Annotated in this window: 20 protein-coding genes and 1 riboswitch; of the genes, 12 read left to right on the top strand and 8 right to left on the bottom strand. The window is 57.1% G+C overall.

All coding sequences use genetic code 11. The features are described from left to right. Nucleotides 1-219: 219 nt before the first annotated feature. Complete coding sequence (locus SP68_RS12475) at nt 220-408, top strand: hypothetical protein (protein WP_004891873.1); 189 nt, start codon at nt 220-222, stop codon at nt 406-408. 69 nt (nt 409-477) lie between these two features. After that, the gene (locus tag SP68_RS12480) at nt 478-1056 is read left to right on the top strand and encodes a GNAT family N-acetyltransferase (RefSeq protein ID WP_162499966.1); all 579 of its coding nucleotides are present in this window, start codon (nt 478-480) and stop codon (nt 1054-1056) included. Nucleotides 1057-1093: 37 nt separating this feature from the next. On the opposite strand, the gene oxlT is transcribed toward SP68_RS12480, so the two are convergent. Further along, on the bottom strand, nt 1094-2392 hold the full coding sequence (oxlT, locus tag SP68_RS12485) for an oxalate/formate MFS antiporter (protein ID WP_023297642.1): 1299 nt from the start codon (nt 2390-2392) through the stop codon (nt 1094-1096). A gap of 446 nt (nt 2393-2838) precedes the next feature. Then, nucleotides 2839-2937: riboswitch (guanidine-I (ykkC/yxkD leader) on the top strand. 56 nt (nt 2938-2993) lie between these two features. On the opposite strand from oxlT, the gene SP68_RS12490 reads away from it, so the two are divergent. The 7 genes from SP68_RS12490 to atzF all read left to right on the top strand — a co-directional run bounded on the left by SP68_RS12490 (nt 2994) and on the right by atzF (nt 12609). Continuing rightward, nucleotides 2994-4052, top strand: a complete 1059-nt coding sequence (locus tag SP68_RS12490) for a putative urea ABC transporter substrate-binding protein (protein WP_008804844.1) — start codon at nt 2994-2996, stop codon at nt 4050-4052. 24 nt (nt 4053-4076) lie between these two features. Beyond that, entirely contained in the window at nt 4077-4892 is an 816-nt protein-coding gene (locus SP68_RS12495; RefSeq protein WP_008804845.1) for an ABC transporter permease, read from the top strand. Then, a complete protein-coding gene (locus tag SP68_RS12500; RefSeq protein WP_040968521.1) occupies nt 4889-5665 on the top strand; it encodes an ABC transporter ATP-binding protein in 777 nt (258 codons plus the stop codon). The genes SP68_RS12495 and SP68_RS12500 overlap by 4 nt, the downstream gene beginning before the upstream one ends. Before the next feature lie 4 nt (nt 5666-5669). After that, on the top strand, nt 5670-6398 hold the full coding sequence (locus tag SP68_RS12505) for an urea amidolyase associated protein UAAP1 (RefSeq protein ID WP_008804847.1): 729 nt from the start codon (nt 5670-5672) through the stop codon (nt 6396-6398). A gap of 10 nt (nt 6399-6408) precedes the next feature. After that, on the top strand, nt 6409-7044 hold the full coding sequence (locus SP68_RS12510) for an urea amidolyase associated protein UAAP2 (RefSeq protein WP_008804848.1): 636 nt from the start codon (nt 6409-6411) through the stop codon (nt 7042-7044). 166 nt (nt 7045-7210) lie between these two features. Beyond that, nucleotides 7211-10816: an urea carboxylase gene (uca, locus tag SP68_RS12515; protein WP_040968520.1), complete on the top strand. Its 3606-nt coding sequence runs from the start codon at nt 7211-7213 to the stop codon at nt 10814-10816. Then, the gene (atzF, locus tag SP68_RS12520) at nt 10813-12609 is read left to right on the top strand and encodes an allophanate hydrolase (RefSeq protein WP_040968519.1); all 1797 of its coding nucleotides are present in this window, start codon (nt 10813-10815) and stop codon (nt 12607-12609) included. Before uca ends, atzF begins: the two co-directional genes overlap by 4 nt. 42 nt (nt 12610-12651) lie before the next feature. Here the strand turns inward: atzF and SP68_RS12525 are convergent, their stop codons facing one another. Next, complete coding sequence (locus SP68_RS12525) at nt 12652-13290, bottom strand: hypothetical protein (protein WP_032730404.1); 639 nt, start codon at nt 13288-13290, stop codon at nt 12652-12654. A 124-nt stretch (nt 13291-13414) separates the two neighbouring features. Next, nucleotides 13415-14080 (bottom strand): SDR family NAD(P)-dependent oxidoreductase, encoded by a 666-nt coding sequence (locus tag SP68_RS12530; protein WP_040968518.1) that lies wholly within the window; start codon nt 14078-14080, stop codon nt 13415-13417. A 104-nt stretch (nt 14081-14184) separates the two neighbouring features. On the opposite strand from SP68_RS12530, the gene SP68_RS12535 reads away from it, so the two are divergent. The 3 genes from SP68_RS12535 (at nt 14185) to SP68_RS12545 (ending at nt 16915) form a co-directional block, all read left to right on the top strand. Then, nucleotides 14185-15105: a LysR family transcriptional regulator gene (locus tag SP68_RS12535; RefSeq protein ID WP_040968517.1), complete on the top strand. Its 921-nt coding sequence runs from the start codon at nt 14185-14187 to the stop codon at nt 15103-15105. A gap of 202 nt (nt 15106-15307) precedes the next feature. Then, complete coding sequence (locus SP68_RS12540) at nt 15308-16099, top strand: HAD-IIB family hydrolase (protein WP_022065807.1); 792 nt, start codon at nt 15308-15310, stop codon at nt 16097-16099. A gap of 195 nt (nt 16100-16294) precedes the next feature. Next, nucleotides 16295-16915 carry a LysE family translocator gene (locus tag SP68_RS12545; RefSeq protein ID WP_040968516.1) on the top strand — a complete coding sequence of 207 codons (621 nt, stop codon included), beginning with the start codon at nt 16295-16297 and terminating at the stop codon, nt 16913-16915. 58 nt (nt 16916-16973) lie between these two features. Here SP68_RS12545 and SP68_RS12550 read toward each other — a convergent pair whose 3' ends face one another. The 5 genes from SP68_RS12550 to SP68_RS12570 all read right to left on the bottom strand — a co-directional run bounded on the left by SP68_RS12550 (nt 16974) and on the right by SP68_RS12570 (nt 22527). After that, nucleotides 16974-17594 carry a helix-turn-helix transcriptional regulator gene (locus SP68_RS12550; RefSeq protein WP_040968515.1) on the bottom strand — a complete coding sequence of 207 codons (621 nt, stop codon included), beginning with the start codon at nt 17592-17594 and terminating at the stop codon, nt 16974-16976. 127 nt (nt 17595-17721) lie between these two features. Next, nucleotides 17722-18234, bottom strand: coding sequence for a fimbrial protein (locus SP68_RS12555; RefSeq protein ID WP_040968514.1), 513 nt, complete (start codon nt 18232-18234; stop codon nt 17722-17724). Between the two features lie 10 nt (nt 18235-18244). After that, nucleotides 18245-19252 carry a fimbrial protein gene (locus SP68_RS12560; RefSeq protein WP_040968513.1) on the bottom strand — a complete coding sequence of 336 codons (1008 nt, stop codon included), beginning with the start codon at nt 19250-19252 and terminating at the stop codon, nt 18245-18247. 34 nt (nt 19253-19286) lie between these two features. Beyond that, nucleotides 19287-21821, bottom strand: a complete 2535-nt coding sequence (locus SP68_RS12565; RefSeq protein ID WP_077269398.1) for a fimbria/pilus outer membrane usher protein — start codon at nt 21819-21821, stop codon at nt 19287-19289. 28 nt (nt 21822-21849) lie between these two features. Continuing rightward, on the bottom strand, nt 21850-22527 hold the full coding sequence (locus tag SP68_RS12570; RefSeq protein WP_012968212.1) for a fimbrial biogenesis chaperone: 678 nt from the start codon (nt 22525-22527) through the stop codon (nt 21850-21852). Nucleotides 22528-22530: the final 3 nt, after the last annotated feature.

The raw sequence follows: 22530 nt of genomic DNA on the forward strand, positions 1-22530 counted from the left end.
TATGCGGCGTCGGTTCCCTCAATAAAACAAGATTGCGTAGACTTGCACAAGTCATGTCCTAATGTTTCCGAACCGGCGTATTATTCGGACCTTTATACACATAAGCTGTGAATGATGTACTTTCTGATAGCCATTATTTCTGAAGTCTGAGACGGTTACAGCAGGACAGGCATCGAATGAGGGTATTACAGACATCATTACCAGGATGATCCGATAACTATGATGAATTTTATTAAAAGATTGCTGCGAAGAATATTCAGGTCGTTAATTTCATATTATGGCCCAGCTGTATTGACCATCCTCTTCGCCGTGGCGCAAGGGCTCTTTTTTCCAAAGACGCCTCTCTGGCTTGTTCCCCTGTTTTTCGTATTTGTTATTGTAATGTTTTATCGGTTTGTGAAATTTTAATATCGAAATTTAACTTTATATTAAATTGACAAGGAAGTGCGATGGCTGGGTTGAGGCTAGCAGGTTAAGATGGCCCCGCGATTGCCTGTCTCATTAAGAAGAAGAGAAGAGATGATGTTACCCCTGACCACGCCCCGGCTGCTGCTGCGCCGGTTCAGAACGGAAGATCTGCCGTCTTTCAGCCATTATCGCAACCTGCCGGAGGTGGCCCGCTTTCAGAGCTGGACCCACTACAGCATGACAGAGGCGACAGCCTTCTATGAACAACAACGTTCGCTGGCCTTTGCTGAGGATGAGAGCTGGTTCCAGCTTGCCGTAGAGATCCAGGCCAACGGTGCGCTGGCGGGGGATGTGGGGATCCACTTTTTCGATCAGGGCAGACAGGCCGAGCTGGGGATGACCTTTTCCCCGGTGTATCAGCATCAGGGGTATGCCCGGGAAGCCATGCGGGCGGTGATGGCCTTACTCTTTGAACAGTTAGCCCATCACCGGCTGATGGCGGTGGTTGATACCCGCAATTCCGGCGCGATCAAACTCCTGGAAGGGCTGGGCTTTCGTCGCGAGGCGCATTACCGGCAGAATATCTTTTTTAAAGGCGAGTGGGGCGATGAGTACCTGTACGCGCTGCTGCGCAGCGAATATCAGTGAAGTGACGGGCGAGCCGTCACTTCTGTCAGCGCTGCAGTTAGCTGTGCTGGCGGATAAAGCGCGCGCGCCACGGTTTTAGCACCCACAGCGCGAGGGCGGCGGTGACAAAATCAAGGCCAATCGCGCAGCTGAAGACTACATGCCAGCCGTGGGTGTACTGATAGAGCAGTGCCGCCAGCGGGCCGCCGAAGATTGACCCGATGCCCTGAGAAATATACAGCCAGCCATAGTTGGTGGCGGCATGCTCGCTGCCGAACGTATCGGTGAGTGTCGACGGGAAGAGAGAGAAGATCTCCCCCCAGCCAAAGAACACCACCCCGGAGAGCAGGACAAACAGCAGCGGATCTTCCCGGCACGCCAGCCAGAGCATCATCGCCACGCCTTCCAGCGCAAAGGCGATAAACATGGTTTGCTCGCGGCCGAAGCGGTCGGAAATAAAGCCAAACAGCGGCCGGGTTAAGCCGTTAGTAAAGCGGTCTATCGTTAACGCCAGCGGCAGCGCCGCCATGCCAAACACCACCGCCTGGCTAATGCCGAAATCCTCGGCGAACACCGCCATCTGCGAAGTGACCATCAGCCCGGAAGTCGACATCATCGCCATCATGGCGAACATCAGCCAGAACAGCGGCTGGCGCAGCATTTCCCGGGAAGTAAACGATCTGCTGCTCTGCGCCACCGTCTGACTGACGGGCTGGGAGACAGCGGGCGGCGGCAGCTTCAGCCCCTGACTGGCGAGGAAGCCGACGAGGGCGAAAAGGATCCCGAAAGTCGTCATCGTGTGTTCAAGGCCGTTAGTGGTCAGCGACAGGGAGATGGGGAAGGTAGTTATGATGGCCCCCATCCCGTAGCCCGCCGCCACCGAGCCGGCGGCAAATCCCCGCTGCTGTGGGAACCATTTGACCATCAGGCCGACAACGCCGATGTAGACGATCCCGGTCCCGAGGCCGCCCATGCAGCCATAAACCAGCCAGAGCGTTGCCAGGCCATTCACCTGCGCGGAAAGCACCCAGCTCATTCCCGCCATCACCGTGCCAATAGCGATCAGCCGCCGTGGGCCAAATTTTTCCACTAATCGCCCCTGAAAAGGGGAAAAGAAGGTCTGCAGGATGATCAGCAGGGAGAAGGTGACCTGCAACTCTGGCAAACCCACGCCCAGCTTGGCGGCCAGAGGTTTTGTCAGCAGCGTCCAGACATATTGCGGACTGGAAATGGCGGCCATACAGATCAAACCCAGCACCAGCTGGCGCCATTTGCCATATTTCGGGGTAACCAACGGTTCACTGAGTGTCGTCATGTTGTTCTCCGTTTTCAGTAAGCAGGCTTCCGTGAAACGCATCCACCCTGGATGCCTCACGGAAAGGGGAAGGTGGCGACCGCAGAGTGACGACGTGTTGTGGCCATACGGCATACGATCTTGTCCACATCGCGGTATACAAGCGCACAGCATTAAACGTGCCATATAAAATAATCATTTATATTCAGCAGGTTAATGTAATTAGGTGGTGACTAACGGGATGCGACATGGTGAAGGAGCGGCACTGAGGCGGTGCAAATGGGTCATCGCGGTGCGTGGGAAATGTTCGTGGCAAATCCACAGAATGTCGGCGCATGCGCTCTGCGTTTTCCTGCACCAAAGCCATGCAATGCCCCAACATCACTCCCCATTTTTGGGAATCGATGCGTCCGCTGGCGGCGAAACGCGGCTGTGAGCGGCCTCTGGCTCCTGGCATGGCGCTTGCAAGAACATCGGCAGAAAGCAGCGCAACAGACAATTCAGATCACACAATAGCTGGCTAGGGTTCCGGTTCACCGCGGTGAACGTCTGGTCCGAGAGCTGGCGACCTCGGCGAGGTTACACGGCGGGATAAAAGCCCGGGAGACAGCAGCACCGCTGGGTGTCGCGCTGCTCCGTTTCTCATGCTAACCAGAGGTCCACCATGAAAACATCGCCGCTCCTCCGCTCACTTGTCCTGTCGCTGACGCTGCTGACCAGCGTCCCGTCGTTTGCCGCCGTCAAAAAAGAGTTCAACGTCTGCTGGACCATTTACGCCGGCTGGATGCCCTGGGGAACCATCAGTAACGAAAAGATCATTGATAAATGGGCCAGCAAATACGGCATCAAGATCAATATCGTCCAGCTCAACGATTACATCGAATCCATCAACCAGTACACCGCCGGGCAGTTTGACGGCTGCACGATGACCAACATGGACGCGTTGACGATCCCGGCGGCGGGCGGTGTCGACAGCACAGCGCTGATCACCGGCAGCTACTCCGACGGTAACGACGGGGTGGTCCTGAAAGGGGCGGATAAAAAGCTCAGCGACCTGAAAGGGATGTCGGTGTATCTCCCGGAGCTGTCGGTATCCCACTATCTGCTGGTGCGCGGCCTGGAAAAAGCCGGGCTGCAGGAAAAAGACGTCAAGGTGGTGAATACCTCCGATGCCGATATCGTCTCGGCCTTCGGCACCAGCGGCGTGCGGGCGGCGGTGGCCTGGAATCCACAGCTGTCGGTTATCAAAAAGACCCCACAAACCAGCGAAGTGTTTAGCTCCTCGCAGGTGCCGGGCGAGCTTATCGACATGATGGTGGTGAATACCCAGACCCTGAAAGATAACCCCGCGCTGGGCAAAGCCCTGACCGGCGCCTGGTTTGAAATGATGGCCAAAATGAAGGCCGGGGATAGCCAGGCGTTGAGCGCCATGGCCGCCGACTCCGGCACCGATCTTGCCGGCTACCAGGCACAGCTGAAAACAACCCATCTGTTCTGGACGCCTGCCGACACCCTGGCGTTTATCTCCTCGCCGGATCTGGCGAAAACGATGCAGCGAGTGGCGCAGTTCTCGTTCGATAAAGGCCTGCTGGGTGAAGGGGCGCAGAGCGCGGACTTTATCGGTATGACCTTCCCGGGAAATGTCACCCTCGGCGATGCCGCCAACCGCAAACTGCGCTTTGACGACAGCTACCTGAAGCTGGCCGCCGCGGGCCAGCTGTAATGATTATCGCCGGGAGACCACGCCATGCGCCACATTAACCGTTATCCCCAAAAGGGGATGCGCCTGACGCTGATGCTGCTGCCTTTTGTCGTGCTGATCGCCGCCTGGTTTATTGGATCGGCGGTGCGGCTGGAAGCCAATCCGCAGGACAAGTTGCTGCCAGGCCTGTCGCAGATGGTGGCAGCCATTGACCGGATGGCGTTCACCCCGGACAAACGCAGCGGTGAGTATCTGCTGTGGGCCGATACGCTGATCAGCCTGAGCCGTCTGTTGACGGGCCTGGCCGTCTCGTCGCTGATCGGCCTCGGTATCGGCATCGCCGCCGGCGTCTTCCCAATGTACCGCGCGGCGCTGTCGCCGCTGATGACGGTGGTGTCAATGATCCCGCCGCTGGCGATCCTGCCGGTGCTGTTTATCGTCTTCGGCCTCGATGAGCTGTCGAAAGTGATGCTGATCGTCATCGGCATTACGCCAATGCTGGCGCGCGACCTGGAGCAGCGGGCGAAGGAGATCCCGGCGGAGCTGTTTATTAAGGCGCAGACCCTCGGCGCCAATAGCTGGACCCTGGTGCTGCGGGTAGTGCTTCCCCAGCTGCTGTCGCGGCTGATCACCTCTCTGCGCCTGCTGCTGGGCTCAGCATGGCTGTTCTTGATCTCCGCCGAGGCCATCTCCGCTACCGCCGGGCTGGGGTACCGCATTTTCCTGGTGCGGCGCTATATGGCGATGGACGTGATTATTCCCTATGTCATCTGGATCACCTTGCTGGCATGGCTGATGGATCTGGCGCTGCGCCAGCTGCACAAAGCCTGTTTCCCGTGGGCGGAAGGAGGCCGGGGATGAGTTTTATCGACATCAAAAACATCTGGCAGGAGTACGGCGACCACGTGGTGCTGGAGCGCATCAATCTGCAGGTGAAAGAGGGCGAGTTTTGCTCGATGGTCGGCGCGTCCGGTTGTGGTAAATCGACCTTTTTACGCCTGCTGCTCGGTCAGGAAAAACCGACCCGTGGCGACATCCTGCTCGATGGCCAGCCGCTGGTGGCGGAGCCGGATCGCAGCCGCGGCGTGGTCTTCCAGCGCTATTCGGTGTTTCCGCATCTCAACGTGCTGGATAACGTCGCCATCGGCCTGGAGCTGCCGGCGTCCCCGTTGCTGGGGCGCCTGTTTGGCGGCAGAAAACACGAGGCCCGGCAACAGGCCCAGCACATGCTGGAGAAAGTGGGGCTGGGGCACGCTCTGGATAAATATCCGGCGCAGTTGTCCGGGGGGATGCAACAGCGGCTGGCCATCGCCCAGGCGTTCGTGATGCAGCCGCGGGTGCTGCTGCTCGATGAGCCCTTCGGCGCGCTGGATCCCGGCATTCGCAAAGATATGCATGCGCTGCTGCTCCAGCTGTGGAGCGAAACGCGCATGACGGTGTTTATGGTCACCCACGACCTGGCCGAAGGCTTCAACCTGGGCACCCGGCTGCTGGTGTTCGACAAAGTGCGCATCGATCCGCAGGCGCCTAACGCCTGGGGAGCGCGCATTACCTACGATATCCCGCTCAATGAGGCGCGGATGGCACAGCTGGCGACCGGTAGTGACACCAACGTTTACGCATTAAGGAGATAAATTGATGACCGTACTTTTTCACGCTACTCCCAGCCTGCGCGAAGAGCGGCTTCCCGGCGGGGCGCATACCTCGCTGATTTTGCGCAAAGGGCAGATCCTGCGCCTGACTGATATCGACGGCGGGGCGAACGTCAGCATGATGATGCTCAACCCCCATGAGAAAAGTGAGCGTCTGAACCTGCCGGATACCCTCAAGGGCCAGCATACTGCGCGCCTGACCGCCGGACACTGTTTCTACTCCGACATGGGCCGGGTGCTGGCCGGGATCGTCGCCGACAGCTGCGGCTGGCACGACCCGTTCGGCGGGGTCCTTAACGCCGAAGAGACACACGACAAATATGGCGCCGGACGCTACCAGGAATTACGTAATGGCTTCTACCGCAACGGCGTCGATAACCTGCTGGTGGAGATGGGCAAATGGGATCTCGGCCTGGAAGATCTGCTGATGGTGGTCAACTTCTTCAGCAAAGTCACCGTCGATGACGAGGGCCGTTTCCAGTTTGTTGCCGGCAACAGTCGCGCCGGGGATTACGTTGAGCTGTTTGCCCCGATGGACGTCCTGCTGGTGCTCACCGCGCTGCCGCATCCCCAGGATCCGGCCACAGAATATGCCCCCCGTCCGGTGCAGTTGAGCTGGTATCAGGCCGACGATGAGGACGCGGCCATCCAGGCGCTCCTGACTCGCGATGAGAATCAGCGCGCGTTCCGTAATACCCAACTTTTTGCCCTGTAAGGAGGCGTTCATGACCGTTATCACCAGTAACCGACGCCCGGAAGAGGCCGTCTATCGCCATGTGATCCCGGCCGGGGAACCCTGGCTGTTTGAGGTTAAAAAAGGGCAAACCCTGCGCCTGCTTGATCTCGAAGGCAATCAGGCGATTGATACCCTGTTTTACAACGCCGACAACCCGCGCGAGCGCTACGATGCGCAGCGCACGCTGCGTCGCCAGGGGAACGCTTACCTGACCGCCGGCAGCGTGCTCTATTCCAACCTCGGCCATCCGCTGATGACCATCGTGGCCGATACCTGCGGGCGGCACGATACCCTCGGCGGCGCTTGCGCCCAGGAGAGCAACACCGTGCGCTACGCCCTCGACAAGCGCTATATGCACAGCTGCCGGGACAATTTTCTCTGCGCCTGTCTGCACGATGGCCGCCTGCATAAGCGCGATATCGGCGCCAACATTAACTTCTTTATGAACGTGCCGGTGACGCCGGAGGGCGGTCTGACCTTTGCGGACGGCATCTCGGCGGCAGGAAAATACGTTGAACTGCGCGCGGAGTGTAACGCCATGGTGCTGATCTCCAACTGTCCGCAGCTCAACAATCCCTGCAATGGCTGGAACCCGACCCCCGCCGAGGTGCTGGTATGGAACTGACCCGCTGGCAGCGCTGGCGTTTGCTGGCCTTTCGGCTGTTCGCCGTTCGCGCCGACCGCCTGAATCACACGCCGACGCGCCACGTTTAAGCGCCGGTTCCCCCGGGGACGACCTCAGGGAAAGACGAATTGTTGCGGGACGACCCGCTACGCTGTGAGTTCCGCTTATGTTTGATACCTTACTGATTGCCAACCGCGGGGCGATAGCCTGCCGCATTTTACGTACCCTGCGCGCCATGCAGGTGAAGGGGGTTGCCGTTTACGCCGAAGCCGACCTGAGCAGTCTGCACGTCCGCGAAGCGGATGAAGCGCTCAGCCTTGGCGAGGGCCCGGCAGCGCAAACTTATCTGGTGGTAGAGAAGATCATTGCCGCCGCGCTGCAGAGCGGCGCCCGCGCTATCCATCCCGGCTACGGCTTTCTGTCGGAAAACGCCGCCTTCGCCGAAGCCTGTGAGGCGGCGGGACTGGCGTTTGTTGGCCCGACCCCGCAACAGCTGCGTACCTTTGGCCTGAAACATACCGCTCGCGCGCTGGCGAAAGCGGAGGGCGTGCCGCTGCTGGAAGGCAGTGAACTGCTGGCCGACAGCGAGGAAGCCTGCCGGGCGGCCGAGGCGGTGGGCTACCCGGTGATGCTCAAGAGTACGGCGGGCGGCGGGGGAATTGGCATGCGCGTCTGCCGCGACGCCCGCGAACTGAGCGAGGCGTTTGCCACGGTGCAGCGACTGGGGCAAAACAACTTCAGCGACGCCGGGGTGTTTCTCGAAAAATATATCGAACGCGCCCGTCACCTGGAGGTGCAGATCTTCGGCGACGGTGAGGGGGAGGTTATCGCCCTCGGCGTGCGCGACTGCTCGCTGCAGCGGCGTAACCAGAAAGTGATTGAAGAGACCCCGGCGCCGAATCTGCCGGAAGGGATGGCGCAGGCGCTGTGTAGCGCGGCCATTGCTCTCGGGAAAGCGGTGAACTACCGAAGCGCCGGGACGGTGGAGTTTGTCTACGACAGCGCGGCGCAGCGCTTCTATTTCCTTGAGGTCAATACCCGCCTGCAGGTGGAGCACGGCGTGACGGAGCAGGTGTGGGGCGTGGATCTGGTACGCTGGATGATCGCCCTGGCCGCAGGGGATTTACCGCCGCTGAGCGAGCTGGCCGCCGGGCTACAGCCCCGGGGCCATGCCATTCAGGCGCGAATTTACGCCGAAGATCCTGGCCGCCAGTTTCAGCCTTCGCCTGGACTGTTAACCGACGTCTGGTTTCCGCCGGCGGACGGCGCCACGCTGCGCATCGACCGCTGGGTGGAAGCCGGATGTGAAGTGCCGCCGTTTTTCGACCCCTTGCTGGCGAAAGCTATCGTCTGGCGCCCCAGCCGCGATGAGGCAATCGCCGGCCTGGCGCAGGCCCTGGCGGAGACCCGCCTGTATGGCGTCGAAACCAACCGCTTATACCTGCAGCAGATCCTCGGCTTTGCACCGTTTACCGCCGGAGAACCCTGGACCCGCTGCCTGGAGCAATTGCGCTACCGGGCCGATACCGTGGAGGTTCTGAGCGCCGGCACCCAGACCAGCGTCCAGGACTATCCGGGACGTCTGGGGTACTGGGCGGTGGGCGTCCCGCCTTCGGGCCCGATGGATGACCGGGCGCTGCGCCTGGGCAACCGTCTGCTGGGCAATGCCGAGGGCGACGCCGCGCTGGAGATCACCCTTAGCGGACCCACCCTGAAATTTAATACCGCCGTACAGGCGGTGATCTGCGGCGCGCCGCTCACCGTCACGCTCGATGGCGCCGGGCAGGACATGAACTGCGTATTCACTATTCCGGCGGGAGCGACCCTCAGGCTGGGGGCAATAAACGGACCAGGCGTCAGAAGCTATCTCTGCCTGCGCGGCGGTATTCAGGTGCCGGACTACCTGGGCAGTAAAAGCACCTTTACCCTCGGCCAGTTTGGCGGCCACGGCGGACGGGCGCTACGCGCTGGCGACGTGCTGCATCTTGCGCCTTTGGCTGAGACAGGGGAAGGCGCGGCGCTTCCCGCAGGGCTGCGCACCGCGCTGACGGACGTCCGTACGCTGCGGGTGATTTATGGTCCCCACGGCGCGCCGGAGTTCTTTGCCCCGGCGTATATGGCGACCTTTTTTGCCACCGACTGGGAAGTGCATTTTAACTCCAGCCGCACCGGCGTGCGCCTGATCGGGCCTAAGCCGGTCTGGACCCGTGACAGCGGCGGCGAAGCCGGGCTGCACCCGTCGAATATTCATGACAACCCCTATGCCGTGGGGGCCGTGGATTTTACCGGCGATATGCCGGTGATCCTCGGGCCGGACGGCCCAAGCCTCGGAGGCTTCGTCTGCCCGGTCACGGTTATCGAAGCCGATCTCTGGCAACTGGGCCAGCTTAAGGCGGGGGATAAAGTGCGCTTTGTGGCGGTGGACGTCCCCACCGCCCGGCGGCTGGCGGCAGGTCGTCGCGCGGAGCTGGCGACCCTGCAGGCGCAGGACGTTGCCTGGCAGCCTGCGCCGCTCACCTCGCCGGTGGTGATGACCTGCGGTGACGCCGACAAACGCCTGGTGGCGCGCCTCTCCGGTGATACCCATCTGCTGCTGGAGGCCGGTGAGGCGGAGCTGGATCTGGTGCTGCGCTTTCGCATCCATGCCCTGATGCAGGCCCTTGAAGGGCAAGCCCGGGAAGGGATCATCGATATCACGCCGGGGATCCGCTCGCTGCAGCTGCATTTCCAGCCGGAAACGCTGGCGCTGGAGACCCTGCTGGCGTGGGTCAGCGGGGAGTGGGCCACGGTCTGCATGAGCGATGATCTGCAGGTTCCAACGCGGGTCGTGCATCTCCCGCTCTCCTGGGACGATCCGGCCTGCCGCAAGGCGATCGACAAATATATGACCACCGTCCGCCCGGACGCCCCGTGGTGCCCAAGCAACCTCGAGTTTATTCGCCGGATAAACGATCTGCCGGATGAGCAGGCCGTATGGAACACGGTGTTTGACGCCAGCTATCTGGTGATGGGCCTCGGCGATGTCTATCTCGGCGCGCCGGTGGCCACGCCCCTTGATCCGCGCCATCGGCTGGTCACCACCAAGTACAACCCGGCGCGAACCTGGACGGCGGAAAACTCGGTGGGCATCGGCGGGGCGTATCTGTGCGTCTACGGCATGGAAGGCCCGGGCGGCTATCAGTTTGTCGGCCGCACTCTGCAGATGTGGAATCGCTATCACGAGGTGGCCGATTTTGCCGGCAAGCCGTGGCTGCTGCGCTTTTTCGATCAGCTGCGTTTCTATCCGGTTTCGGCCGATGAACTGCTGGAGATTCGCCGCGATTTCCCGCTCGGTCGCTATCCGCTGCGCATCGAACACAGCACGCTGCGGCTGGCGGAATACCAGCAATTTCTCGCTCGCGAGACGCAGAGCATTGACGCGTTTCGCGACCATCAGCAGCGGGCGTTTAACGCCGAACGCGATCGCTGGATCGCCAGCGGCCAGGCCCATTTCGACAGCCAGGAGAGCGCCGCAGAAGAAGCGGGCGATGCGCCGCTGCAGCCGGGCGAGCAGGGGGTGGAAAGCCCGGTATCCGGTAATCTGTGGCAGGTACAGACCGCGGTGGGCCGCCAGGTACGCGCCGGTGATGTGCTGGTGGTGCTTGAGTCGATGAAAATGGAGATCCCGCTGCTGGCGCCGTGCGATGGCAGGGTTCAGCAGGTCAATGTGCAGCCAGGCAGCGCGGTGCGTGCCGGGCAACGGGTGGCAGTGATTATTGAGGAGAAGGCATGATGCAGCAGACGTTTGATTTACGCCTGGCGACCCTGGCGGCGAACTATCGTAACGGCAACACCACGCCGCGGGCGCTGTTGGCGGCGATCCGCCAGCGGGCGGAAACGCTGAATCCCGAATTTAATCTGTTTATCCATCTCCTGAGCGAAGCGGAGCAGGCGCCGTTTCTCGCGGCGCTGGAAGGCCATTCGCCAGAGACGCTTCCGCTGTACGGCGTGCCGTTCGCGATCAAAGACAATATTGACCTTGCGGAGATCGTCACGACCGCTGCCTGCCCGGCGTTTGCATACCGGCCGACGCAAAGCGCGACCATTGTCGCGCAGCTGATTGCGCTGGGAGCCGTGCCGGTGGGCAAAACCAATCTCGACCAGTTTGCCACCGGCCTGAACGGAACCCGTTCGCCGTACGGACGTTGCCGCAACGCGTACCACCCGGCTTACCCCTCCGGTGGCTCCAGCGCCGGCTCCACGCTGGCGGTAGCCCTGGGTGTCGCCAGCTTCGCGCTGGGGACCGACACCGCCGGCAGCGGTCGCGTTCCGGCCGGGCTGAATAACCTGGTGGGGCTGAAAGCGACGAAAGGGGTGATCTCCACCGCCGGGGTCGTCCCTGCCTGTCGCACGCTGGACTGTGTGACCTTTTTCAGCGCTACCGCCGACGAGGCCAGCCAACTGCTGGCGCTGGTTGCCCGGACCGATCCGCAGGATAGCTACAGCCGCCGCAATCCCCAGTGGAACAGCCGGCAGGCCTTTGGCAGGCCGTCCGCCGGGTTTCGCTTTGGCGTTCCGCAGACGCTGAACTTCCTCGGTTGCCGCGCCAGCGAAGCGCTGTTCGCCCAGGCCGTGCAGCGGCTGACGGCGCTCGGCGGCGTGCCGGTAGCGATCGATTTCGCGCCATTTCTGGCCGCCGCCCGCCTGCTGTATGACGGACCGTGGGTTGCTGAACGCTATGCGGTGGCCGGGCCGCTGATTGAGCAGCAGCCGGATGCCGTGCTGCCGGTGATTCGCGACGTGCTGGCGAAAGCGCCTGCTATCGACGCGACGGCGACCTTTAAGGCGATGTATCAGCTGCAGGGGTATAAAGCGCAGTGCGATGCCATCCTTGATACGCTGGACTGCGTGCTGACGCCAACCTTTCCGCGCCCGGTGACGCTCGACGAGCTGGCGGCGGAGCCGATCGCCCGCAACGCCGATCTGGGCTACTACACCAACTTTATGAACCTGCTGGACTATGCGGCGGTGAGTGTGCCGTGCGGGTTTATGCCTGACGGATTGCCCTCCGGCGTCACGCTGTTTGGCCGGGCGTTTACCGATCAGTATTTGCTGAGCCTGGCCGACGCCTTCCAGCGCGCGGAGCGGCTGCCGCTGGCAGGCGGCGCGCGGCTGGAGAGCCCGCCGCCTGCGCATTCCGCAGGCCATGACCGGATGGCACTGGCGGTATGCGGTGCGCATCTGGCCGGTCTGCCCTTAAACGGTCAATTGCTGGCGCGGGGCGGTCGGTTGCTGCAGGCGACCCACAGCGCGCCACGCTATCGTTTGTACGCGCTCGCGGATGGCAAGCGCCCGGCGATGGTGCGTGACGAGCGCGACGGCGCGGCGATAGCGGTGGAAGTCTGGGAGATACCCAGCGCCGAGGTGGGGTCGCTGCTGGCCGCTATTCCCGCGCCGCTGGGGCTGGGACAGGTTGAGCTGGCCGACGGCCGATGGGTGACGGGCTTTATTTGCGAAGCCGCCGGGCTGGGGGAGGCCACGGAAATCACTGCCTGGGGCGGCTGGCGTCAGTGGCTTACCAGGTAAACGGAACATCCTCTGCGGTAGCTCCGCAGAGGGAACCCTCGCTTATAACGGGCTGTTCTCATCGAGCAGGGTGACGCTCCAGACGCGGGCGTGCGTGTCATCGATGCGATAGTAGCTTTTCACGCTTGCCGTACCGCCGATGGCGTAGCCCACCAGAGCGACAATGTTGAGCTGATGCCCTTGCTTATCGGTAAACGCATAATACTCATCCAGCACATAACCGCTGGCGCTGGCCGCTGATTCCAGACGATCGTCCCTGGCTTTCAGGTCCGGGGTATAGTCGGCGATGGTTTTCCCCACATAGTTTTTGGCGACGTCCTGGTTTTCGTCATCGCTGACGATAAACGCCGCGCTGGCAGGAAAGTGCTGAACCACCTCAGCCAGGGTTGGTTTCGGCGCAGCAGAGGGGAATAACGTATGATCGATGGTGTAGGCCTGTAGCCAGCAGGAGAATAACGCCGCTTCCGCCGCACGGCCATCCGGGTCGGAAAGCCCGGGCAGCGCATCGACGGTCTCTCCCGCTTTACGCAGCGCAATGAAATCGGCACAGGAAGAGACCCGTGCCTGATTCTGATCGCTCAACACCAGCGTCAGGGGAGACTGGTTAATCTCAAGCTCGCCCGCCGCCAGCACCGGCGTGCTCAACAATAACGTCACCGCCATACCGATAAAATATTTCATCACATAGCCTCCATGAATATCGTCGTATCCTGATCCGAGGTGACAGGGAAAGCAAGCGATGGATGACGTTTCTTCCGCACGTCCGGGCGATGGCTCCCGGACGCCTGGCGACGGCCGGGGAGGGTTACTGATGGTGTGGGACGGGATAAAACGCTTCCGCTGTCCATTGCGCGGATGGCTGGCGGTATTGCTGCCAGAACAGATCGGCAATCTCCCGGGCTTCGGCGGAACCCGGCGTGACGTAGGCCCCCACCGTCACGATGGAAAGATGAATATTTTGCGCTTTCAATACCGGGAAAAGGCCATGCGTCAGGTTAAGCAGCCCGGCTTTGCCGATGCTCAACGTCAGATACTCCGGGTGGGGCTGAGTGGCAAACATCCCGCCAGTCAGCAGGATCGCGCCTTCTCCACGCGCGGCCATCCGCGGAGTGACCGCTTTGATGGCCGCATATACCGCGCCAATATTGGTGGTGAGATCCTGAATGAAGCCTGCCACCGACTGGGTATCAAGATTACCGTCATGCATGGCCGCGGCGTTGAAATGCAGCACATCCACACCGCCGGTTTCCACCTCTACCTCACGAATGAGTTCCGCGATACTGGTGATATCGCTGGCGTCCGCCACACGGCCTTCCGCGGCAAATCCAGCCGCTCTCAACTGGTCGGCCTGCGCCGCCACATTGCTTTTATTGCGAGAAGACAGTATTACCCGGAATCCCTCACCGGCAAATCGTGAGGCCGTCGCCATTCCCATCCCAGGACCGGACCCAATACTCAAAAACGTTTTCATAGGCTGCTCTCACTGTAGGTTGAAGAGCCGCTATGTTAATAGACCAACAGATCGCTGATAATCAGCCTTATTTGCAAATGATTAATGTGCAGGGTGCAGGAATCATGTTCGATGATTTTGATGAGCTGATGGCGTTTGTCTGTGTGGCTGAGGCAGGGAGTTTTATCGGGGCCAGCCTCAGGCTGGAGCGGGATGCATCGGTGATTTCCCGCCGGGTCAGCCACCTTGAGAAAAAACTGGGTGTCCGGTTGCTGGTGCGTACCACCCGTAGCGTAACGCTGACTGAAGCCGGAACCTGGTTTTTGCAGCGCGCCCGCACGGCGCTGGATGAGCTCAGCGCCGCCAGCCGGGAAGTAGGAGACTTTGCTGCCACCCCGCAGGGAACGTTGCGGGTCTCACTGCCGGTGACCTTTGGCCGGGAGCTGATTGCCCCGATGTTTCCTGATTTCCTGCAGGCGTATCCGGATATTCGTCTTGATGCCCATTTTCTCGATCGACGGGTCGATATTGTCGCGGAGGGGTTTGATGCGGTGATCCGCCTGGGAAACGTGCGGGACAGTACCTTAACCGGGCGCGAGCTTGGGGCATTTCGCAGCCAGTTGATTGCTTCGCCGGCCTATCTGCAACGCTACGGTGAACCGACTCATCCTGAGCAACTGGCTGCCCATCGGTGTCTCGGCTTTACCCACCATCCGGACTGGCCCTACTGGATCCTCGAGAATGGTCGGGAGCATATCCAGGTGACGCCAGCTGGCCCCCTCACCACCAATATCAGTGAAGCGCTGCTGACGGCGGTCATTCGCGCAACCGGGATCGCACTGCTGCCGGGATGGATGGTTAATCAGGCGGTACAGTGCGGGGAACTGGTCCGCGTGCTGCCCGACTGGCGCAGCGCGGCGCGGGTTAGCGTTTATACCCTGATGCCGCCCGGCACGCTGGTTCCCGCCAAGACCCGGGTATTTATCGACGCGGTATGCCAGCAGCTGGCGTCATCCCCGCTGTGGCAGGACGAGTTGAAGCGATAAGCGGGGGGCCAATGGCACGGGGAAGCGCAAGGCTTCGAAGTAGTACGGAACAATAAATTTATCTTCGGTCCGATAATGCCCTGGCGAACTGTCTTCGCTCAGTGATGAGGTCAAATTTATCGAATTAATAAAGAATATCAAATGCCAATTCGATATTAACGTTTATCAATAAAGTCATTAATATCACCAGCATGGGGGAGTTATGAATTTAATTGATAACGTTAAGAATGAAGAGCTACAGAATATTCGTTTTGTTTTAACTGATATGGATGAAACGCTGACTTATAAGGGCAGGCTGCAGGCCCGAACCTATCAGAGTCTGGAAATGCTACAACAGGCTGGCATCAAGGTTATTCCAGTAACGGCGGCCTCTGCCGGGTGGGCCGACCAGATGGCAAGAATGTGGCCAGTTGATGGGGTCATCGCTGAAAATGGAGGATTATTTCTTACCAGAAATAACATCGAACATGGTATTAATAGGTACTTCTGGCATGAAGACAAATATCTTCTCAATCGAGAAAAAATCAGCCACATTCTTCTCAAAATTCGCCAGAAATACCCCTGGGTTGAAGTGTCTGACGATCAGGATTTTCGCCTGACGAGTATTGCTTTCAAACTTCCCAGAAATCATGAGCAGACCAGACAGCTCATTGACGAATTAGCGGAAAATAAATGCAGTTATACCATTAATAATCTATGGGTACTGGGGTGGTTAGGGGGGTATGACAAACTCGTCATGAGCAGAAAGGTGTTAAAGCATTTTTACGCATTGGAAGAATCAGATGAACAGGCATCGGTTTTCTACAGTGGTGATTCGCTCAATGATGCCCCCATGTTCAGCTACTACAGCAAAACGTTGGGGATGAACACGATTAATGACATAGCGCAAGTTATACCATCCTTGCCGCGCTGGATAAGTCAATTTCCAGGTGGTGAAGGGTTTGTTGATGGCGCTAACAGAATTTTAAATGCTAAAAGGGCAAGCATCCGTTAAGTTGCCTTCTCCGCTCTGGCAGATGGCAACCGGATCCATTGGTGGCAACAGATCCGGTTGTTGTATGCGTTGGATAGAGAGCCTCATAGGGGACTTCCCGTTATCCAGGCGGACGCCATCCATGTTGAATGGCTCATCATTCTTGTTGCAAAAATGTGAACGCTTCAGTAGCCTTGTCTCTTTCGGAGACAGGAAATGCTCGTCACTGATTCACTTCTTGCTTACACCCTCGCTGCCACACTGCTTACCCTGACGCCAGGTCTTGATACTGCTCTTATCCTCCGCACGGCGACCGCTGAAGGGGGACGCAAAGCCTTACATGCCGCGTTAGGCATTGATCTTGGATGCTTTATCTGGGGCGCGCTGGTGGCCTTTGGTTTAGGTGCGCTACTGGCGGTTTCTGAGTTGGCTTATACCTTATTGAAATGGTGCGGAGCAGGATACCTTTGCTGGCTGGGCATCCAGTTGCTCCTGCGACCACGCCAGCAATTTAACACCCACCCGGCCGAATCAGATTCCACGAGTAACTGGTTCCTGCGTGGGATGCTGGGGAATGTGCTTAACCCCAAAATGGGCGTCTTCTACGTTTCGTTTTTGCCCCAGTTTATCCCCGCCGGGCATTCACCCGTCAGCTGGACCTTTCTCCTGGTCACCATCCATGTATTGATTGGGACGCTGTGGTCATTAACGCTGATTACCGCCACTCGCTATGCCGCCGGCATCCTGAAAAAACCAGCCGTGGTGAAATGGATGGACCGGACAACCGGCTGCATGTTTCTGCTATTTGCCGCGAAGCTGGCCATGAGCCGCCGGTAGTCACGCAGGGGCGTATGCCCCTGTATCAGTTGTTTTTATCACCTTTGCTATCATTGAGTTATATATTTATAAAGCCACCTGGCCAGGCGCAATTTTTGGTCAGTTTATTGAGCAGGAGCATTAGCTCATAATCGTTGCGTAAGTTAAATTTTCTCATGACCATATATTTATGCGCATAGACCGTTTTCTCACTAATCATGAGTTCGTCTGCAATTTGCTGGACCGACATCCCCTCATATAAACAGGTCATGATGCGGATCTGCTGTGGAGACAGCCTGGTGGGCTGGCAATCACAACAGGACATGGATGACTGTCGCGTATTTGTCTGCTGTAGCCGGTGCCAGGCACCGTGCAATGCTGTACGTAACCGCGTGACGGAATCCCGACGAGAAATAAAGATAATATCCTGAAAACAAGAAGGTAAAGCCGTAACACGCATATCATCATCAACAACGCCAATCACAATCCCTTTTTTTCGCTCCTGCAGTTCAGGACAGCAAATAAAACACTCTCCTGGACATAATGCCAGCACAATAACGTCCGCTACCTTCACACTTTCCGACGTAAAGTTAAAATTGAAATCAACTTTGGTATTGTGTTGGGAAAAGAAATCACTAAATAAAAAGGTCAGTCCACGCTGAAAGAGGGTATCCGGCTCTTTTATTACAATATTAACCATTTACCATACCGAAACATAATAGCTCTCCTGAATGTGGGTAATAGATGCAGTATGTACTATCACCCGGTTAGTTCCCTGAAAAGGAAAACGACTAGCGCGCATAGGATCCTCTATAGCCAGCGGCCAGTCAGTTGTACTGCATTGTCAAAACGACGACGGCGCGAATGGAACCTGGTGTCGGTCTTCCTGCCACAGAAGTGACCATCGCTTTCATCGGCATCTTCGCCGTTCTGTCTGCGGCAATATTTTGGGTGATGCTGGATCCACTGCCCATTAACACACCCGTAGTGGCATCAGACATAGCAATCGCCACGCGGGTAGCCGTGCCGCTGTTTTGGTAATAATTCATGCCCGCTTCCGGGTCAGGCGTTCCGCTAAAACGGGTCGTCACACTCAGCGTACCCGGCGGACAGCTGGTAAATAGCAGGTTAAAAGAAACCGGATCGGACGAAGATCCAGGTGTGAACATATTTGTTGCCTGGATATTACCAAGATCGATATTCATATTTGAATTTCCACCGTTAAAAACGCAGGGTGCTGCGATAATACGGCCTGTGACTTTAATATCTACATTATCTGCCGACAGCGCAGGTAATGCTGTTGCGCATGCCATCAGCAAGACTGGTATATTCATTTTCATTTGACAGTCCTTATTGATAGGTAAGGCTCAGCGTTGCGGACGCGTTTGCGATGCCGGTGGTTACCGTTGTATTGGTCTGATAATAGCGTGCTGTTAATGGGAACATCTCCTGGCCACCCGTGGTTCTCTTCAAAACCAGATTATTGCCAAGGGTGAGGGGAGTATTGTTATAAACCAGCTGCACGCCAACCCCACGGGCGACGCCTGCGCTGCCCTGACCGGTTAATGCCAGCACGGTATTATCGCTGACGTCGGGATTTTGTGGCCCGGTGAGCATGACGTTAATATTGGCTCCGGCATCGCAGTCCAGAATGAGATTCTGCGTCTTCTGCGCATTAGCGGGCGTTGTGCCTACCGCAGAGCCGAATTCACTAACCAAGATGTCCCCCAGTTCAAATAAAATATTCGACGTTTTTACCGCACATGCCACCTGGGTGATCGTTCCAGCTCCCGCATTGACGGGAATTTCAGGCGCCATTTCTCCACCTCGGTTTTGCATGGTATAGGCGACAAACGATGCCAGTTGCCCCGTCACCGAACCAGATGTAATATCGCCGATCTTCCAGAATTGTATAATTGGCTGGAAATCATTGATATCCAGATCCCCAGCGTTTGATGACCAACTGAATGTTGCATAATTATCCCCACCAATATAACTCGTGCTGGAATAAGTCGTCTGGCCTGCTTTGGTGTTTTTATAAAAACCCAAAGAAATCCCCACGCCAGGCAAGTTCGTTTTATATACACGCCGGGAACCATACGTTGCGAAATAGGGAAGGGCACCACTTTTCATCCCTGCACTTGACCCTTCGTTTGCGGTTGCGAGGCAGGTATATGCATGCGCTAAGGTACCATATATCTCATTGCTGATCGCTTGCCCAACGGGTGCGTCACGCTGCACAATAATATTGCCATAATCCACTGAATAGGGAGAGCCAATATAACTATAGTCACAGCAGAAGCCACTTAATGGAAACAACAAAGCCAGCATTAATAATGCAGATCGGAAAAGTCGCATATCTATGCACCTGATTTTAAAATTCAGTTCAACGTTAACGGCAAACAGCATTATCGATAATCACATCGTTATTCAGCTTCGTCATGTTAATCGAGTAATGCACCCTGCAGGTGTTTGCGGATTGATTTCCCCATTTCACGGTCAGGTTGACCTGGGGATCCAGGCCCGTCAAATACACCTGACCGCTTTCGCCAACGATAAAGCTGCTGTGTTCTGCACCTTCAATGCTGGCAATTGCACCAAACGGTACCGACTGGCCGTTTTGCTGGGTCAAGCTCATCAACATGCGAACGCCTACGCTTGCCAGATAGTTCGCCCTGACAATCGCGCCACGCGTCGGGACCACGGTTTTGACCGTTTGTTCTAACTCAACGTTAGCCGGCAATGTTTCAGTGATTAATGACACATCATTTTTGCGATAAGGCATTAAGTTAGAGGCAAGCGTGTATCCGCGATAATCGGTTGTCGCGCCGGTCATATTCTGGATTCCTACACCGGCAGCCCCGGGGGCAGCAATCAGCACGTTGGTTTCACCCAGTGGCTGAGAGAACGTCACGCCATTGGCATGCGCAACCACGCCTCCCTGAATCCCATAATTCAGACGGTCGGTATTTTTGTCATAGCTGTACCCGGCCGTCAGTTCGCCATAGGTGCCTCGATAATCACCATTTATATTGCCGGTATAGGCCACGTCGTGAGTGCCGTAACCCTGTTGAATATTCCAGTTAAGCGCATTATTCGGCATCGCAACGCCATTCAACCCAACGCTGTGTGTCGTACCGTTATGCTTGCTGGCATTCATGCCATAGTTTGCCCATGTCTGCGGCAAGAGTTTTTCCAGCGGGATGCTGATATTTAGTGCCTGCATCTGGTTTTTACCGTCGCTCTGGTGAGCGCTGTACGATCCCGTACTACCATTCCTGCTCAGGGTCCATGTCAGACCGTAACTGATACTGTGCCAGTAGTTGTGATACCCAACGCTCCAGGATTCCATCGCCTTACCTGAATTCCAGTAATCTTCATGCGAGGCGTTCAGCATCAACGATCCCAGATTATCTCCCAACCCCTGGCTCAACGTCAGCTCCGCACGGTTTCGGCGTCTATCCTGGAGCGCATTACTGTCACCATAAGAATCAAGGACCTCCTGCATGTCATAGTAGCCGCTGGTCGAATAGCGGTAGCCGGCAATCGCAAAGTTAGTGCCTGTTGAAGCAAAGTTTTTACTGTATCGAGCCCGCCAGGATTGACCGTTGGATTTCGGCATATTGTACGGCGTGGACCAGCCCTGGGTGATGTCGCTGGAGATAGCGCCAAAGCCACCCATGTTTTTACCCACGCCCGCGGCAAGCGACTGATATTTACTCGACTCCTGCAATCCACCGTAAAACGTGAACCCGTAGGGCAAGCCGAGAATAACGCTCATCTGGCCAAAGGGTGTCTTATCCACGCTGCCGTTGTACGAACGATATTGGCCGCCCGTTAACGCATATTTTATTCGGCCTTCACGCTGTAATACGGGAAGTGAGGCAAATGGCACGCTAAAGTGCTGCTCACTACCATCAGCCTCTTTAATCGTGACATCAAGATCGCCGGCGCCGCCGGTAGGATACATGTCCGTAATTTCAAACGCGCCCGGCGCCACAAAGCTCTGGTAAATCTGATAGCCATTCTGGCGGATGATCACCTGGGCATTGGTCCGGGCGATACCACGCACCACAGGGGCATAGCCCTTAAGGGAGTCGGGCAGCATGTCATCATCGGAAGCAAGTTGTCCTCCCCGGAAAGGCATACTGTCGAAAACATCTGCCGGGGCAGAACTGTCACCCAGTGTGAGCTGCGACTTTAACGGGATTATCGTACGTTGTGCATAGGTATAAACCGTGTCCCAGGCATCGTGGCCCTGTGAATCTCGCGACCAGGTGGTGTAATTTCTTAACCTCCAGGGGCCGATGTTTACTCCCGGACGCAGGTTGGCATACTGGCTATCACTGTTGCTGCTGTTGTTATTTTTGGCCCAGTTATTCGCCCCACTCAGACTGTAGTTAAGCAGGGCGGCGTTAATCCCTTCATCCCAGCGATCCGGTGGCACCGATCCACGAGCTTGCGCTGAGATTGCCGCTTGCGGAATGCTCAATACCAGACGCTGCATGGCAAACTGGAAATCTGTACTGGCCTGAGGAATGGCGGACAGGTTCGCACAGGAGGTTTCTCCCTTTAACGCAGGAAAAAGTCCAGTCTTGACTCCCCAGCTTGCTAATTGCTCAATGGATAAACAGGGGACTAATTTTTCATCACCGCCAGGTTCTTTCAGCAAAACAAACATGATATCGCGAGTATCGACTAACTGATCGTCCAGGACGACATCAACATGATAATTCCCGGGGGCTTGCGCACCAGATTCAAAACCTGAAAGATCGACTCTTTCTGTCCCTGGATTATCCAGTTCAACCAGCTCTGGGTTAAAAAAATCGCGACTATAGCTATTTTGTGTATTACCGAAGAGCGCGATGGTTATCAACAATGCCAACCGTGGAGATCGTACTTTTATATATTCCATTGCCATCATCATAAATCCCACTCAGTGTCTTTTCGCCAGCCTACAGACTGGCTTTGTGTTCTGCCCCGGGACTGCCATAGTCATTGATAATTTTGAATGTCACTGGCCCGCCCGTAACGCCGGAGGGTAAATCAAACATCGCCGTACTGCCGGGTAATACATAACTGACATCAGGCACTCTTTTACCTGCAAGCGAGATTTCATTAAAATTCATGACATGCTGAGTCGGATTGTTTACCTGTATTTTATTCCCTACGCGTTGCCAGCGTAATTTATCTGCCTGTTCTTCAGGGGCGGCGCCTTTCATCGTCGCCGGCCGGTAGATGAGTTTAATTCGGGTTTTAATGGCAATTTGCAGCGTATTGTCAACTTGAGATGCGGAGGGTATAGCTTTTATATTAAGCCAAAACAGACTCTCTTTATCCTGAGGTAATGTGCCGGTGGCAACAATGCGCTCGACGTTTTGTTGCCCATTATTCAGTCGATATAACGGTGGGGTAATAATAAAAGGTGCCTTCCCGACCCCATCACCCGGCGTTTCAATCCATGACTGGATAAGATAGGGGGTGTTATCCGGGTTGTTTATGCTAATAGAAGCTTCTTTTTTATTACCATCAAAAATGACGCGCGTGCCACCAATAACGACACCCGCCTGAGCAAAAGATAAGCCAATACTCATTATCGTGGTGGTGAGCAAGATACTGCGAAGAACATTCATTTT

It is taken from the genome of Klebsiella variicola, from assembly GCF_000828055.2.
In the GTDB taxonomy this organism is placed as follows: Bacteria; Pseudomonadota; Gammaproteobacteria; order Enterobacterales; family Enterobacteriaceae; genus Klebsiella; species Klebsiella variicola.